Annotated in this window: 14 protein-coding genes; 6 read left to right on the plus strand and 8 right to left on the minus strand. The window is 47.9% G+C overall.

Annotated features, from left to right (window positions below; all coding sequences use genetic code 11):
- Positions 1-190: 190 nt before the first annotated feature.
- Together serA and rpiA are read right to left on the minus strand one after the other, a co-directional pair.
- Positions 191-1,423 carry a phosphoglycerate dehydrogenase gene (serA, locus tag GVI43_RS05785; RefSeq protein ID WP_159565916.1) on the minus strand — a complete coding sequence of 411 codons (1,233 nt, stop codon included), beginning with the start codon at positions 1,421-1,423 and terminating at the stop codon, positions 191-193.
- Between the two features lie 335 nt (positions 1,424-1,758).
- Positions 1,759-2,415 (minus strand): ribose-5-phosphate isomerase RpiA, encoded by a 657-nt coding sequence (gene rpiA, locus GVI43_RS05790; RefSeq protein ID WP_159565917.1) that lies wholly within the window; start codon positions 2,413-2,415, stop codon positions 1,759-1,761.
- 169 nt (positions 2,416-2,584) lie between these two features.
- Here rpiA and GVI43_RS05795 point away from each other — a divergent pair, with 169 nt between their 5' ends.
- Positions 2,585-3,478 carry a LysR family transcriptional regulator ArgP gene (locus tag GVI43_RS05795; protein ID WP_159565918.1) on the plus strand — a complete coding sequence of 298 codons (894 nt, stop codon included), beginning with the start codon at positions 2,585-2,587 and terminating at the stop codon, positions 3,476-3,478.
- 5 nt (positions 3,479-3,483) lie between these two features.
- Here the strand turns inward: GVI43_RS05795 and GVI43_RS05800 are convergent, their stop codons facing one another.
- The 3 genes from GVI43_RS05800 to mscS all read right to left on the minus strand — a co-directional run bounded on the left by GVI43_RS05800 (position 3,484) and on the right by mscS (position 5,916).
- Positions 3,484-4,200: an oxidative stress defense protein gene (locus GVI43_RS05800; protein WP_159565919.1), complete on the minus strand. Its 717-nt coding sequence runs from the start codon at positions 4,198-4,200 to the stop codon at positions 3,484-3,486.
- Between the two features lie 115 nt (positions 4,201-4,315).
- The gene (argO, locus tag GVI43_RS05805) at positions 4,316-4,936 is read right to left on the minus strand and encodes an arginine exporter ArgO (RefSeq protein ID WP_159565920.1); all 621 of its coding nucleotides are present in this window, start codon (positions 4,934-4,936) and stop codon (positions 4,316-4,318) included.
- A gap of 170 nt (positions 4,937-5,106) precedes the next feature.
- Positions 5,107-5,916: a small-conductance mechanosensitive channel MscS gene (gene mscS / locus GVI43_RS05810; protein ID WP_159565921.1), complete on the minus strand. Its 810-nt coding sequence runs from the start codon at positions 5,914-5,916 to the stop codon at positions 5,107-5,109.
- Between the two features lie 433 nt (positions 5,917-6,349).
- Here mscS and GVI43_RS05815 point away from each other — a divergent pair, with 433 nt between their 5' ends.
- Genes GVI43_RS05815 through GVI43_RS05825 form a run of 3 tightly spaced genes read left to right on the plus strand, consistent with a single transcriptional unit; the run spans position 6,350 to position 10,001 of the window.
- Positions 6,350-7,573 carry a hypothetical protein gene (locus GVI43_RS05815; RefSeq protein ID WP_159565922.1) on the plus strand — a complete coding sequence of 408 codons (1,224 nt, stop codon included), beginning with the start codon at positions 6,350-6,352 and terminating at the stop codon, positions 7,571-7,573.
- A 3-nt stretch (positions 7,574-7,576) separates the two neighbouring features.
- Positions 7,577-8,824, plus strand: a complete 1,248-nt coding sequence (locus tag GVI43_RS05820; protein ID WP_159565923.1) for a Zn-dependent hydrolase — start codon at positions 7,577-7,579, stop codon at positions 8,822-8,824.
- On the plus strand, positions 8,817-10,001 hold the full coding sequence (locus GVI43_RS05825; RefSeq protein WP_159565924.1) for an amidohydrolase: 1,185 nt from the start codon (positions 8,817-8,819) through the stop codon (positions 9,999-10,001). Before GVI43_RS05820 ends, GVI43_RS05825 begins: the two co-directional genes overlap by 8 nt.
- Positions 10,002-10,123: 122 nt before the next feature.
- On the opposite strand, the gene fbaA is transcribed toward GVI43_RS05825, so the two are convergent.
- From fbaA to tkt, 3 genes are all read right to left on the minus strand, one after another.
- Positions 10,124-11,200 (minus strand): class II fructose-bisphosphate aldolase, encoded by a 1,077-nt coding sequence (gene fbaA, locus GVI43_RS05830; RefSeq protein ID WP_159565925.1) that lies wholly within the window; start codon positions 11,198-11,200, stop codon positions 10,124-10,126.
- A gap of 105 nt (positions 11,201-11,305) precedes the next feature.
- Positions 11,306-12,469 carry a phosphoglycerate kinase gene (pgk, locus tag GVI43_RS05835; protein WP_159565926.1) on the minus strand — a complete coding sequence of 388 codons (1,164 nt, stop codon included), beginning with the start codon at positions 12,467-12,469 and terminating at the stop codon, positions 11,306-11,308.
- Between the two features lie 503 nt (positions 12,470-12,972).
- Positions 12,973-14,967 carry a transketolase gene (gene tkt / locus GVI43_RS05840; RefSeq protein ID WP_159565927.1) on the minus strand — a complete coding sequence of 665 codons (1,995 nt, stop codon included), beginning with the start codon at positions 14,965-14,967 and terminating at the stop codon, positions 12,973-12,975.
- 267 nt (positions 14,968-15,234) lie between these two features.
- On the opposite strand from tkt, the gene GVI43_RS05845 reads away from it, so the two are divergent.
- Positions 15,235-15,978, plus strand: a complete 744-nt coding sequence (locus GVI43_RS05845; protein WP_159565928.1) for a M48 family metallopeptidase — start codon at positions 15,235-15,237, stop codon at positions 15,976-15,978.
- A gap of 335 nt (positions 15,979-16,313) precedes the next feature.
- Positions 16,314-16,877, plus strand: a complete 564-nt coding sequence (locus GVI43_RS05850; RefSeq protein ID WP_159565929.1) for an NADPH-dependent FMN reductase — start codon at positions 16,314-16,316, stop codon at positions 16,875-16,877.
- Positions 16,878-16,936: the final 59 nt, after the last annotated feature.

A 16,936-nucleotide genomic window follows, 5' to 3' on the forward strand; every position in this document is an offset into this window, starting at 1 on the left:
CGGAGCGCCCCTAGGGATTCTAGGCCCGGAGCTCTCTGCTCTCAAAATCGTCGCCCCTCGGCCGCTAGAAAAAGATAATATTTCGACACTCTTTTTGCGGACGAAACTTACGCTGAAGTATAATTAAACCACTTTGTCAGTAACCTCAAGCAGCCATAGGCCGCTTTTTTAATCCGCGCACGAAACAGAATCAGAACAATAGTCTGGCGCGAATAGTTCCGTGAATCGACTTCATGTGCTCCAGCGCTTCATCCGCGCGGTCAGTTTCCACATCGATAACCACATAGCCAATATCAATATTGGTTTGCAGGAACTGCGCCGCAATGTTGATACCTTCTTCGGCGAAAATATGGTTGATCTGGTTCATGACGCCGGGACGATTTTCGTGAATATGCAGTAATCGGCTGACGTTTTCAGCCGGTGCTGGCAGTGAAACCTCTGGGAAGTTAACCGCAGACAGCGTAGAGCCGTTATCTGAATATTTCGCCAGTTTACCGGCCACTTCAGTACCAATGTTCGCCTGCGCTTCCTGAGTTGAACCGCCAATATGCGGCGTAAGCAGCACATTATCAAACGCGCTCAACGGAGAAACAAACGGGTCTTGATTAGAGGCTGGCTCTGTCGGGAACACGTCAATCGCCGCACCGGCCAAGTGTTCGCGCTCGAGCACGCCGCACAGAGCGGGAATATCAACCACGGTACCGCGGGAAGCATTGATCAAAATTGAACCGGGCTTCATCATAGCCAGCTCTTTTTCACCCATCAGATTCTTGGTGCTGGCCGTTTCTGGTACGTGCAATGTCACTACATCGCTCATATTTAGCAGATCGGACAGGTGACGAACCTGATTAGCATTGCCGAGCGGTAATTTGTTTTCGATATCGTAAAACATTACGTTCATACCAATGGATTCAGCCAGAATGCCTAACTGAGTTCCAATATGACCGTAACCGATGATGCCAAGATTTTTACCTCTGGCTTCATAAGCGCCTACGGCAATTTTGCTCCACTCACCGCGGTGAGCTTTAGCATTAGCCTCAGGGATCCGGCGAAGGAGCAACAGAATTTCCCCTAGAACCATCTCTGCAACTGAACGGGTATTAGAAAACGGCGCATTAAACACCGGTATACCGCGTTTTGCCGCCGCGTGAAGATCGACCTGATTAGTACCAATACAAAAACAGCCGATAGCCACCAGCTTTTCAGCCGCAGCCAGCACGTCGGCAGATAAGTGAGTACGGGAACGGATCCCCACAAAATGGGCGTCGCGAATAGCGTCTTTCAGCGCCGCATCGTCCAGAGCACCTTTATGGTATTCGATGTTGCTATAGCCAGCCGCCTTAAGGTTTTCAACCGTACTTTGATGAACACCTTCAACAAGCAGAAACTTAATTCTCTCTTTTTCTAATGATACCTTTACCATTTGCTGAACCCTGCCCCGTGATTATTATTTGAACCCTGTCCAGCCAACATAGCAAATATAGAAGTTACGGCAATACAACCGATTGCCTATGCGCCAGCAGAAGGAATATGTGAATATTTCAAATTAGGTGGTTTATTCTGGTTTAGCCACAACAGAGTAGCGGCTTTATGTTGCATGAGTCGAAAATGTGATATATATCACCAAATTAAAAATATTTAATTTAGCTACAAATTATTTTGAACAATCAGGTTCAGAGCAAGAGGAAATTAGCCTGTTAGACGCCGTTATAGGGTGTAACTAAAAGGCTAATTGACTGTTTTAATATAGTTTTTTAGTTATTCAATGACTTTAACGCCGTCAGGGGTGCCAATCAGCGCAACGTCAGCCTTACGATTAGCAAAAAGCCCAACGGTGACTACACCGGCAATATTATTGATTTTATTTTCCATCTCAACGGCATTCATAATGTTTAAGTTACGCACGTCCAGAATGATATTACCGTTGTCTGTCACTACACCCTGACGATATTCCGGCGTGCCGCCAAGCTTAACCAGCTCGCGGGCAACATAAGAACGGGCCATGGGAATAACTTCAACCGGTAGCGGAAATGCGCCCAGAATATCAACCTGCTTAGAGCCGTCAGCAATACAGATAAACTTACGGGCGATAGCGGCAATAATTTTCTCACGGGTTAACGCCGCGCCGCCGCCTTTGATCATTTGCATATGGCCGTTGATTTCATCAGCGCCATCAACGTAAATGTCTAGAGAGTCTACGTCGTTGCAGTCAAAAACCTGAATACCTAACTGCTTAAGCTTAGCCGTTGAATCATTGGAGCTGGATACCGCGCCTTCAATCTGGTGTTTTATTGAACCGAGTGCGTCAATAAAATGGGCCGCCGTTGAGCCAGTACCTACGCCAACAATGGTGCCCGGGCGCACATATTTTAGCGCGGCCCAGCCTACGGCCTTTTTCAGTTCATCCTGCGTCATGGGGTGTCTACCTATGCTGTCAAAAGTGGGGCTATTATAAAGCAACCTGACCGTGGATACAGTTAAACCGATCGGAAAGATACGACAAGAATAAAAATATGGCATAGTGTAACCATGCCGCTGAATAAAATAATAAAAACGGCCATACACAAACGGAGAATACATAGGAATGAAACGCCCAGACTATCGCGTGCTTCAGGCGCTGGATGCCGTCATCCGTGAACGCGGCTTTGAACGCGCGGCCCAAAAGCTTTGCATCACCCAATCAGCCGTATCTCAGCGGATCAAACAGTTAGAATACCTTTATGGTCAGCCGCTGCTCATCCGCACGGTACCACCCCGGCCAACGGAACAAGGGCAGAAACTGTTAGCGCTGTTGCATCAGGTTGAGCTATTAGAAGATGAATGGCTCAGCGATGAAGGCAGTGCAGACTCGCCGCTCCAGCTATCCCTTGCGGTCAATGCTGACAGTCTGGCGACCTGGTTATTACCTGCGCTAAAGCCAGTATTATCCGACTCCCCGATTCGGCTTAACCTACAGGTCGAGGATGAAACCCGCACCCAAGAGCGATTACGTTTGGGAGAAGTGGTTGGCGCAGTGAGTATTCAGCCTCAGGCGCTACCGCGTTGTCTGGTCGATCAGCTTGGCGCACTGGACTACATTTTTGTTGCCTCTCCGGACTTTGCCGCCCGTTATTTCCCAAATGGCGTAACCCGCCCTGCGCTACTGAAAGCGCCAGCGGTCGCATTTGACCATCTGGACGATATGCATCAGGCTTTCTTACAGCAAAATTTCGATTTACCGCCGGGCAGCGTTCCGTGCCATATCGTCAGCTCATCAGAAGCGTTTGTACAGCTGGCTAAGCAGGGAACCACCTGCTGTATGATTCCGCATTTGCAGATAGAAAAAGAGTTGGCTAACGGAGAATTAATGGACTTAACGCCGGGGCTTTGTCAACGCCGGATGCTCTACTGGCACCGCTTCTCGCCGGAAAGTAAGATTATGCGAGGGGTGACTGACGCCCTGCTAAGCTACGGGCGCCAGGTATTAAGGCAAATCTAAGCGGCTTATGGTTTGATATCAAACACCACGTCAACCCGATCGTCAAAGCTGATACTTTGCTGTTGATAGGTCTGGTCGGCGCTGGTTGATGAATCTGACTCTGCTTTATAGGTACGCATCATCGGAGCAGGTTCTGAGTTCGGTGCACGATAGCTAATGCTGTAGACCGAGCCTAACGTTACGCCAAAATCTTTGGCTAAATCTTTAGCCTGAGCGATCGCGTCATCAACTGCCTTTTTACGCGCTTCAGCCCGGAACGCGTCATCTTTAACAACGCCCAAATGAATATCACGAATTTCATTCAGCCCGCTAGACAGCGCACCGTCTAGCAGTGTATTCAGCTTATCCAGATTGCGAACCGTAACTTTTACCTGACGAGTAGCGACATACTCTTTCGCCGCTTTACTGCTGATAATGCCGCTGCTGTAGCTATAGTCCAGACGGGTCTGAATATTCGCGGCGGCAATATCTGCTTTAGCGATACCGTTCTTTTCAAGCAGGTCCATATATTTAGCAACGCGTTCATCATTCTGCTTTTTAGCTTCGGCCGCCTCTTTGTTAGTTACCGACACGTCAATCATCAGCGTTGCCATATCAGGAACAACGTTAATAGAGCTAGTACCGGTGGTCACAATGTGCGGACCGTCAGGTAATTCAGCGGCCATCGTAGTCAGCGGTAACATAGCAACCATCGCCGCTATAGCCAAAGTTTTTAATTTCATCACTTATCCTTGAATTGATTGGTCATTGATGCGCCCACCTGCGCAATATTTTCAGACAGCGCGAAAAGTAAAAGTATCCCGCAGCGATAAACTATTCTCTCATCAATGCATTATTTTACTGTTCCAGCAGAGCATGTTTTGCCAGTTGAAAAGCAATCAACCACATGACCGATCCAACGGCGAAATTAATTCCCCGCTGAGCCTGACTTTTTTGTAACCATGGAGCCAACCACGATGACAACAGCGCCAGCGAAAAAAACCAAATGACGGATGCCGATACCGCGCCCATTACAAACCATAGGCGTAACGCCCCAAACTGCTCTCCCAAGCTGCCTAAGACCACTACCGTATCAAGGTAAACGTGTGGATTCAGCCACGTTACGGCCAGCACGGTAACCATAATCCGATAACGACTGTGAGACGTCGTGGCATCCAGATTAATCTGTGCACTTCCCTTCCCCAGCGCAGCGCTGAACGCCCCCCATCCGTACCAGATTAGAAAAAACACCCCACCCCATGTCACGATCTGTAGCAATAGAGGAGACTGAGCCAGCAAAGCACCGCCGCCGAAAACGCCCAGCGAAATCAGAATCGCGTCACTGACGGCACACAGCCCGGCAACCATGACCGCATGCTGGCGCCGGATCCCCTGCGATAGCACAAACGCATTTTGCGGCCCGATGGGCAGGATCATCGCCATTCCCATCACTATCCCTTGAAAATACGTTAGCAGCACGTTATTCCTCACATCAACCTGAGCTTATTGGTCCGATAGCCTACCGTACGCCGCAGGCAGTGAGAAATGGATAATTCTAATTGGTCATTAGACAGCGCTAATAATATTGATCACGGCCGACGAAGAAAGGCTACGCTGGTGATTCAAATACTTAGCACATCCATTTACGCTTACGAAAGCTTAATTTGGCCAGCATCCAGAGCCCGTTTAAAATTTTCCAGCAAATCAAAATTCACTTCGCTGAAATCACCGTTTTTTACCCACACTCTCACCGTAAAGCTGAGAGAAGATGCGGCCATTTCATGCAAACGTACGGTAATACCTAACGGCTTTACAATACGCGGCTCTTTATTAATCACGTCGTTCAACGTCACCTTCACCCGATCGATATCAGAATCATGGCCAACGTTGATAATCATATCCAACCGGCGATGAGGCTCGCGAGAGAAGTTAATAATTTCACCGGCAATAACCTTACCGTTGGGCACCACCACCATTTTACCGTCGGCAGTCGTCATGGTTGTTGAAAAGATCTGAATGCTGGTAATGGTACCGCTAACGGCGCCGAAGGTAATAAACTCCCCGACCCGAAACGGACGAAAAGTGACAAGAATCACCCCGGCGGCAAAGTTAGCCAATGACCCTTGCAGTGCCAGACCAACGGCTAAACCGGCGGCACCCAGCACGGCAATCACCGATGCCGTTTGCACCCCGACGTGTCCTAGTGCGGCAATAATGGTGAAAGTAATCACCGCATAGCGCACCAGCGCTGAAATAAAACGGCTGACGGTAGCATCGATTGAACGCGCATCCATCACTCTGATAGCGATTCTGGCGACGTTACGCGCGAGAATAAAACCAATAACGAGGATCGCCAAAGCGACAGCTAAATTGATAACTGAATCAATGAGAAAGTTTTTATTTGCCGACAGCCAGGTTTCAAACTGCGTAAAGTGATGTTCAATAGCGGTGTTATTCATAATACGCCCCCCACATTCAATTCAAGCACATAAAACAAAACGTTAATTGATGAGCGACAACCAACACATTGTATCAATAAAATCTATAATATTAGTCAATAATATCAATTCATGCCAAAAATTATCGTTATTACTTTAATGAGTAATCGCCATACATGATAAAAATATCAGCCTGATAGAAATGCATTAACGCTCAAAAAATAAACGCGGTTTATATTCCAGAATCCTAATATTGTTTATTAATCATACCGTTCGGATAAATAGCTATGAGTACAGCTATTGACAGCAATAAACAATTCAACGTAGTTTAACCTTCTATTAAATAATCATTTTTTAGACAACTTCAAATATCATTAACCAAAATCAGACAAACTATTAGGTTTAAACGCTAAAACAACCGTTAGTCTGGCATAGATAAATATGGAAGTACCCAATGTCACAGATGTTAGCTCTGCTGTTAGTTATATCAATTCTATATATCGGAGACGTTATCTCCGTTAAAACCAAGGCGTGGATCCCATCAGTTTTCGTTTGCGCCGTACTATTTCTCATTGGGTATTGGACGTTTTTTCCAAAAGACATTGTCAACGTTGCCGGAATTACAACGCCGGTTGCCATCATGGTGATGTATTTGCTCATTACCAATATGGGCACGCTGCTTTCTCTAAAAGAGCTAGTCAGACAGTGGAAAACCATTGTCATATCACTGTCCGGTATCGCTGGCATTACCGCTGCGGTATTTATCGTTTGTATGCTGATGTTTGACCGCAATACGGCAATTGTCACTATTCCGCCGTTAGTCGGTGGTATCGTTTCGTCGATTATTATGTCAAAAGGTGCCGCAGAGGCAGGGCTAGTTGACCTGTCCGTTTTTGCTATCTTGATTTACGTGATGCAGGGATTTGCCGGTTATTCATTAACCGCCATCATGTTGCAGCGTGAAGGCAAAAGAGTGCTGAAAAAGTACCGGGCAGGAGAATGGCAGAATGATGATATAACGCCAGCCGACGACGCACACCAGCCGACCACTATTGTTGCCGAAGATAAAATGCCGCGGCTATTCAGCGTTATTCCGACCCACTACAATACCAGTTACTTCAAATTTGTGCGGCTCGCGCTAATTTCCTATCTGGCCTATAGCGCTTCAATGGCGGCCGCACCGTTCGTCAGCATCAGTCCGTTTGTACTTTGCCTATTGTTTGGCGTTGCCGCCGCCTCTTTTGGTTTTCTGGAAAAGCAGCCATTGCAAAAAGCGAATGGGTTTGGCTTTGCCGTTATGGCCCTGATGCTATTCATCTTTGATACGCTGAATAAAGCTACGCCAGAGATGTTAATGCGCTTACTGTTTCCAATGGTTATCCTGATTGGTACCGCCATTATTGGTATGTTTATCATTTCATGGATTGTTGGAAAAATGCTGGGCGTTAGTATGGAAATGGCTTTTGCTATTTCACTAACCGCCCTGTATGGCTTTCCGGCGGATTACATCATTACCAATGAAGCCATTACGGCACTGACCAAGAATGAAAAAGAGCGCCAGATATTAACTAACCATATGTTAGGGCCAATGCTAGTCGGAGGATTTATTTCCGTCACTATGGTATCCGTGGTTATGGCTGGCATTATGGTGGGATACATTACGCCAGTTGCAGGATAAAAAATGATACACGCAAATACGGGCAGAATTCAGCAACACATTGAGCAGATAGCCACTTTTACGGCAACCCCCGGCCAAGGCACAACCCGAATGAGCTATAGCGCTCAGGGTAAACAGGCGCGCGAATACATCAAGGCCCAGATGTTGGCGGCAGGCCTGACGGTGCGGGAAGACGCCATTGGCAATATCTTTGGCAAACTAGTGGGAAAAGAGCCAACGTTGCCGTCGGTGATGATTGGCTCACACTTTGACTCAGTGCCTCACGGCGGAGCATTTGATGGCCCCGCGGGCGTAGTGATGGGATTAGAAATCGCCACGCTGTTTCACGAACATAGGCTCACGCCGCGTTATCCGCTGGAAGTCGTTGCGCTGGTCGAAGAAGAAGGCGCTAGCTTCGGCCGAGGGCTGCTGGCTTCCTGTGCTATTGCCGGTAAAATTACCGCCAATGAACTCGATACGCTGTACGACAGTGAAGGGATATCCGCCGCCGCCCGCATGACCGAATCAGGTTTTCATCCCGAGGGCGTCAATAGCGTTATTCGTTCACCGCAATCAATTAAGGCGTTCATTGAGCTGCATATCGAACAAGGCCCTGTACTTGAACAATCCAATACTGACGTTGGGCTGGTAGATACCATTGTGGGTATCAGCCAACTGATCGTCACAATTACCGGCAAAGCAGGCCATGCGGGCACCACGCCAATGGATAGCCGCCAAGATGCGCTGGTTGCTACCAGCCGAATGGTTAGCCAGATTGGTGACTTTGCCCGTCAGGCAGGTGGGGCAACGGTTGCCACCGTCGGAAAACTGCAGGTTTTTCCTAACGGTGCCAACGTCATTCCGAATAAAGTTGTCTTTACGGTCGACATTCGCTCCAAGAGCGCCGACAGGCTAAATCAGGTCATTGAACAGACTAAAAGCTGTATTCAGCAAAACGCGGGCGACGGTATCATCTACCATATAGAACAACCGTTGTATGTACAGCCAACGCCGCTTGATCCAAGCCTGCATCAGTCACTGAAAAGGCATAGCGATCGGCTAGGCTTAAGCAGCAAAACCATGGTCAGCGGAGCCGGGCACGATGCGATGATTTTTGCCGGTATCTGCGACGTCGGTCTGGTGTTTGTACCTAGCCGCAACGGGCTCAGCCACCATCCTGACGAATGGACTGACTATCAACAAATTCAGAAAGGCGTAGACGTCATTTTTCATACGGTAAAAGAAATAACAGAGGCAACTCAGTATGATTAACCCAAATATTGCGGCATCGATAAAAAATCATCAGCAAGAGATGATTGCGTTTCGCCGTGATTTACATGCGCACCCTGAACTACCTTGGGAAGAAGTACGAACCACTCAGAAAGTTGCCCAAGCGCTACAAGCCATTGGTATCTCGTTTAAACTGACTAAACCGACCGGCGTCATCGCCGAGATTAAAGGTGGAAAAACCGGTAAAACCGTGGCGTTACGCGCAGATATGGATGCTCTGCCGGTGCTCGAGCTTAATGATACGCTAAGCTATAAATCACAAACTCCGGGAAAAATGCACGCCTGTGGCCACGATGCCCATACGGCGATGCTGCTCGCGGCGGCAAAAACCCTGTATGAACATAGAGCCGAGCTGCGCGGTAACGTACGTCTGATATTCCAACCGGCAGAAGAGATTGCTCAGGGTGCCATCGAGATGGTGAAACAGGGTGCGATTGAAGGCGTCGACAACGTATTTGGCATGCATATCTGGTCTATCTCTCCGACGGGAAAAATCTCATGTAACGTTGGGTCGGCTTTTGCCGCTACCGACTTACTCAAGATCGCATTTAAAGGCCGTGGCGGACATGGCTCTATGCCGGAAGCCTGCGTTGATGCCGCGGTAGTGGCCTCTTCATTTGTGATGAACCTACAATCGATCGTTTCCCGTGAAACCTCACCGCTGGAACCTGCCGTAGTCACCATCGGTAAAATAGACGTCGGAACCCGCTTTAACGTGATTGCAGAAAATGCAGTACTGGACGGCACCGTGCGAACTTTCAACGTTGAGAACCGCGAAAGAATCAAAGCCGCTATCGAGCGCTATGCCGACCACACGGCCGCCATGTACGGCGCAACGGCCAAGGTTGAGTATATTTATGGCACGTTGCCGGTGATCAATGAAGAACGCAGCGCCCTATTGGCTCAGTCTGTCGTTCGCGCTGCCTTTGGCGATGACAGCCTGTTTGCGGAGAAACCAACGACCGGCGGTGAAGACTTCAGTTTCTATATGGAAAATATTCCCGGCTGCTATGCTTTATTGGGTTCGCGCAATGTAGAAAAAGGAACGGATTGGGCTCACCACCACGGCTGTTTTAATATTGATGAAGATGCCATGATTAAAGGGGCGGAGCTTTATGCCCAGTACGCATGGAGCTATCTACAGCAGGATAGCTTCTAACCGCTCAAGGCGTGGCTAAATTAGTCAGTAACGCATTGACCTATAAGCATTGACCTATAAAAAACCCCCGGCGGTTTCCCTGCCGGGGGTTTTAGTTTAAACGAGCCGGTAACGTTAAATAATTACAGTACGTTTTCGCAGTTCAGTTCTTTAAAGGCTTTTTCTAAGCGAGCAATCATGGTGGCCTGAGCCGAACGTAGCCATGCACGCGGGTCATAATATTTCTTGTTCGGCTTGTCAGCACCTTCTGGGTTACCCAGTTGGCCCTGCAGATAGTCTTTGTTCTTGTTGTAGTAGCTAAGAATGCCTTCCCACGTTGCCCATTGGGTATCGGTGTCGATATTCATTTTAACTACGCCATAGCCCACGGCTTCTTTAATTTCTTCAGCGGTAGAACCTGAACCACCGTGGAACACGAAGTTCAGCGCATTGTGCGGCAGATTGTGTTTCTTACACACGAAATCCTGAGAGTTGCGCAGAATTTTTGGCGTCAGTTGAACGTTACCCGGCTTATACACGCCGTGAACGTTACCAAACGAAGCGGCAATGGTGAAACGCGGGCTGATAGCGTTCAGTTTCTCGTAAGCGTAATCAACGTCTTCTGGCTGAGTGTACAGCGCTGAGTTATCTAAATGGCTGTTATCTACGCCGTCTTCTTCACCGCCGGTGCAACCCAGTTCAATCTCTAACGTCATGCCGATTTTAGACATACGCTTATGATACTGGCTACAAATCTCGATATTCTCTTCCAGTGACTCTTCAGACAGGTCAATCATGTGAGAAGAGAACAGCGGTTTACCGGTTTCAGCGAAATGCTTTTCACCCGCTTCCAGTAAGCCGTCTAACCATGGTAGTAACTTCTTAGCGCAGTGGTCAGTATGCAGAATAACGGGCACACCGTAGTGCTCAGCGACTAAATGAACGTGTTTCGCACCAGAGATAGCACCGATAATAGCAGCGCTTTGGCCTTCCAGCTTCATACCTTTACCGGCAATAAACTGAGCGCCACCGTTAGAGAACTGAATGATAACCGGCGCACGAACTTTTGCAGCCGCTTCAATCACAGCATTAATTGAATCAGTACCTACGCAGTTTACAGCCGGTAATGCAAAGCTATTCTCTTTAGCAATTTGGAATACTTTCTGAACATCATCACCAGTAATCACGCCTGGTTTTACGAAATCAAAAATTTTAGACATGCGGCTAGTCCTATTTTCATTAACTATTGAGTGGGAAAGAATCGTCATTCTTCGATCTGTCATAGAAAAAACGGGAGACCGTAAAGCCTCCCGCCGTTAATGACATTAACCTTTTGCACGCTCTTCGAGCATCACTACGGCCGGTAACTGTTTTCCTTCAACGAACTCAAGGAACGCACCACCGCCGGTTGAAATATAAGAAATTTTATCTTCAATACCGAATAAGTCGATGGCGGCTAAAGTGTCACCACCGCCGGCAATCGAGAACGCATCGCTGTCAGCGATCGCCTGAGCAATCACTTCGGTACCTTTACGGAAGTTAGGGAATTCAAACACGCCTACCGGACCGTTCCATAGAATGGTTTTCGCATTTCTTAAGATCGCCGCCAACTCTTCGGCAGAATCGTCGCCTAAGTCCAGAACCTGCTCACCGTCTTTGATATCAGCAACAGATTTCAGGGTTGCAGGCGCAGTTTCAGAAAACTCAGTGGCTACGCGAACATCGGTAGGAACCGGAATATGACAGGTTTCCATCAGTCTTTTTGCTTCAGGAATCAAATCGGCTTCGTACAGCGATTTACCAACGTTATGGCCCTGCGCCGCAATAAAGGTATTCGCAATACCGCCGCCAACTACCAGCTGGTCAGCAATTTTAGATAATGAAGCCAATACGGTTAGCTTAGTTGAAACTTTAGAACCACCAACGATAGCAACCATTGGGCGAGCCGGATTACCCAGCGCTTTGCCTAACGCTTCTAATTCAGCAGACAGCAACGGACCAGCACAGGCGATAGGGGCAAATTTACCTACGCCATGAGTTGAAGCCTGAGCGCGGTGGGCGGTACCGAATGCATCCATAACGAACACATCACATAAAGCGGCATATTTTTTAGATAACGTCTCTTCGTCTTTTTTCTCGCCTTTATTGAAGCGAACGTTTTCTAAAACAACTAACTCACCCTGCGCGATATCAACACCGTCTAAATAGTCTTTAGCTAAGCGCACGGGGGATTTGATAGCATCTTTCAGATAGTTAACAACTGGTAATAAAGAAAACTCTTCGTTGTACTCACCCTCAGTTGGACGACCTAAGTGTGAAGTTACCATCACGCGAGCGCCTTGCTTTAAGGCCAATTCGATGGTTGGAAGAGAGGCACGGATACGCGCATCAGAAGTTACTTTGCCATCTTTTACGGGCACATTGAGATCCGCACGGATCAATACACGTTTACCGGCTAAATCTAAATCGGACATCTTAATTACAGACATTGTGAATCCTCTTGTTAATTCTCTCAAAATTACCGGAACAGCCATGAGACACAAGGCGAGCGGCTTAGGTAGCGCAGCCCATGTGTTCCAACTAAATCCGGCTAAATCTTATAAAATGCGGCTACTGCTTAACAAAAATCACTTTCTGCGCACGGCGTAAGTCAAAGCTAAAACTCAACCTGACACCATCGTTTAAAATATTTAACAACCGGATAAAACTATGTGATGAATGATAACACGAAAAGTATAGTTGAGATTATCTGCCCTATGCTAAACGTTATCCATAAGCCGGTCTGTGATATCCCTATCGATTCATCAGGCTGCCCTCTTTCCGGTATTGGCCTGATAGTTTCACTCTGTGCGCAACAAACACTGAAACGCTTCAGCATGAGATTAAAGATTACGGAAATATTCAGAATATTACTACTGATAATATGCCGTTCAATTAAAAAAGCCCCGACGGTATGAACCGCCGGGGCTTTTCAGTCTTTCCGACTTACGGCTTACTTCAACAGCGCTCGTGCGTGCGTCAGTACGTTATCTACCGTAAAGCCAAACTCTTCAAACAGCTGTTCTGCCGGAGCCGATTCACCGAAACTGTGCATACCGACGATACGGCCGTTCAGACCAACGTACTTGAACCAGAAATCGGCAATACCGGCTTCAATCGCTACGCGGGCCTGAATGCCTGACGGCAGAACGGATTCGCGATAGCTCTGGTCCTGACGGTCAAAGGTTTCAGTCGATGGCATTGATACCACCCGAACCTTGCGGCCTTCAGCGGTCAGTTTGTCTGCGGCATCGACCGCTAAGCCCACTTCTGAACCGGTGGCAATCAGAATTAGCTCCGGTGTGCCTGCGCTGTCTTTCAACACATAACCACCGCGGGCGATGTTAGCCAGTTGCTCTGGCGTACGCGGCTGCTGGGTCAGGTTTTGACGGGAGAAGATTAACGCACAAGGACCGTCATTACGCTCAATGGCATGCTTCCACGCTACCGCAGATTCAACCTGATCGCACGGACGCCAGGTACTCATATTCGGGGTCAGGCGCAGACTGGCAATTTGCTCTACCGGCTGGTGCGTCGGGCCGTCTTCGCCCAAACCGATGGAGTCATGGGTATAAACAAACACGTTGCGGATTTTCATCAGCGCAGCCATGCGTACGGCGTTGCGGGCATACTCCATAAACATCAGGAAGGTGGCTCCGTACGGCAGGAACCCGCCGTGCAGCGCAATACCGTTCATAATCGCCGACATGCCGAACTCGCGCACGCCGTAGTGAATGTAGTTACCGGCTAAGTCATCCACAATCGATTTAGAGCCGGACCAGATAGTTAGGTTACTCGGCGCTAAGTCCGCTGAACCGCCAAGGAATTCAGGCAGGCATTTACCAAAGGCTTCCAACGCATTTTGTGATGCCTTACGGCTAGCGATATTCGCCGGATTGGCCTGCAGGTTCTCAATAAACTTCTGCGATTCAAAGCCCCAGTCAGCCGGTAATTCACCGTTGACCCGGCGCTTAAGCTCAGCGGCCAATTCAGGATAAGCGGCCTGATAGGCAGCGAACTGGGCATTCCACGCCTGTTCTTTCGCCTGACCGGCGACTTTGGCATCCCACGCGGCATAGATATCCTGCGGAATAACAAAAGGCTCATATTTCCAGCCCAGCGCTTCACGGGTGGCGGCAATTTCAGCATCGCCTAACGGCGCACCGTGGCTCTCATGGCTGCCGGCTTTGTTCGGCGAACCGAAGCCGATAACGGTTTTGCACATCAACAGAGAAGGTTTGCCGGTCTCTTTTTTAGCCTGTTCAACCGCCGCGCGGATAGCGTCAGAATTATGGCCGTCAATAGCAGGAATAACGTGCCAGCCGTAGGCTTCAAAGCGCTTAGCGGTGTCATCATTAAACCAGCCTTCAACGTGACCGTCGATGGAGATACCGTTGTCATCATAAAAAGCAATCAGTTTACCCAGCTTCAGAGTACCGGCCAGCGAGCAGGCTTCGTGAGAAACCCCTTCCATCATGCAGCCGTCGCCCATAAAGGTGTAGGTGAAGTGGTCAACAATGTCATGATCTTTGCGGTTGAACTGGGCAGCCAGCGTGCGCTCGGCAATCGCCATGCCCACGGCGTTACAGATGCCCTGCCCCAGCGGACCGGTAGTGGTTTCTACGCCCGGTGCATAGCCGTATTCCGGGTGGCCCGGTGTGCGAGAATGTAACTGGCGGAACTGTTTTAAGTCATCGATAGACAAGTCATAACCGGTAAGATGCAGCAAGCTATAAATCAGCATAGAACCATGGCCGTTCGAGAGAACAAAACGGTCACGGTTAGCCCAGTGCGGGTTAGTCGGGCTGTGGTTGAGGAAATCCCGCCACAGGACTTCAGCAATGTCAGCCATGCCCATCGGGGCTCCGGGATGGCCGGACTTGGCCTTTTGCACCGCATCCATACTTAGCGCACGGATAGCGTTCGCGAGTTCTTTATGAGAGGGCATTCTTAACTCCATTGTAGGGTAAAGTTGGGTTATCAACTTGAAACAAAACTACCGTATCTTCTCAAGCCAGCATCAAAACAGCAACCCTGATATAACATTATGATCTGAGCAACAAAATGTGATTACACGTACGTGAGCATAATCACATTTTATCAGGTACTCTCAGTGATTTGCCTATGACAAATTAAGTCTTTATTGGTATGATCCTAGCACTGGACAGGACCAGTCTCGACGATTTATATATCACAATCATAGGAAGATAGTTTTATGAAAATTCGCTCTACTTTAATTGCGTTAACCGTTGCATCTGCAGCAATGTTAGCAGGCTGTCAAAACGGAAGTATTGGTGATTCGCTGCTATCCGCTGTAACCGTTAGTGATGCAGACATGAAATCTCTGACAGATCAATCATGTAAAGAGATGGATGCGACTAATAAGATCGCAGGAAAAAACAGTAAATATACTAAACGCCTGAACAAAATCTCTAAAGCGTTAGGTAATAACATTAACGGAACTCCTCTTAACTATAAAGTCTACCTGACTGATGATATCAACGCATGGGCAATGGCTAACGGCTGTATCCGTGTGTATAGCGGTCTGATGGATCTGATGACTGATAACGAAGTTGAAGGCGTTCTGGGCCACGAAATTGGTCACGTAGAATTAGGCCACACTAAGAAAGCATTCCAAGTGGCTTATGCAGCAGAATTTGCAACTCAAGCAGCACTTCAATACGGCGGTAAAACTGCAGCCGTGCTGAACGATACTCAGGTTCTAGGTTTCGCAAATCAACTGGTTAACGCTCAATTCTCTCAATCTCAAGAATCTGAAGCGGATAACTATTCTTTCGATTACCTGACTAAGAAAAAAATCAACACGGCCGGTCTGGCAACTGCATTTGATAAATTTGCTAAGTTAGACGGCGGTGCAGGTAGTTCTCTGCTGGGTTCACACCCAGGCTCAAAAGAGCGTGCTGATGCAATCAGAACTCGTATCGCAACGGGTAAATAATTACCGCTGAAGATACGGTGAAATATGAATTAGTCATTCATATTTAATGCCAACAAATTAAAATCCGAGGCGATTAACTCCCTCGGATTTTTTTATTGCTGTAAAAACAGTAGCAAGATACCCGCCACAGAATACCCATTAGAATTAAGCTAGCCCGATCGGGCTAACTATTCTGCTTTATCAATTAATGCTGGCTCGCTTTGTCAACATGATGATTCTCAACTATCGTTTAGCTGTCTGCTTTAAAAAATTCACAGCAACGGTAAAACGCTTAGATTCCAATCAGGTCATTACTCTATTGAATAAACAATCAATTACGCTAAGGAGCTAATCTTATGAGTCAAGTAAAGCACGTGGCAGTATTAGTCGGAAGCCTACGCAAAGAGTCAATTAACCGTAAGATAGCGTTGGCGCTGGCCAATCTTGCCCCTCCTTCAATCAAACTAGAGATTGTAGAGATTGGTGATTTACCGCTTTACAGTGAAGATATTGACGTAACGCCTCCGGCCGCCTACCAAACGTTTCGTGAAAAAATTAAAGCCTCTGACGCCGTACTGTTTATTACGCCTGAATATAACCGCTCAGTGCCTGCAGCGCTGAAAAATGCCCTCGACGTTGGTTCTCGCCCTTATGGCCAAAGCGCGTGGTCAGGCAAACCCGGAGCCGTAGTCAGTGCATCGCCCGGCGCTATCGGAGGGTTCGGTGCTAACCACCATTTACGTCAATCGTTGGTATTTCTGAACGTTCCTTGCATGCAGCAGCCTGAAACCTATATTAGCAATGCAGGAACCATTTTTGATGACGGTGGAAAACTGACTGAGAAGACACAATCGTTTATGCAAACGGTGATTAATGCCTATGCCGACTGGGTTTTGCTTCAGTCCCGGACTCAAAAATAGCTTCATCCGTTAATTCAATTGAATAACAGATACAAAAATGCCGGTCAGGCAAACCTGAC

It is taken from the genome of Budvicia diplopodorum (assembly GCF_009800925.1).
Taxonomy (GTDB): Bacteria; Pseudomonadota; Gammaproteobacteria; order Enterobacterales; family Enterobacteriaceae; genus Budvicia; species Budvicia diplopodorum.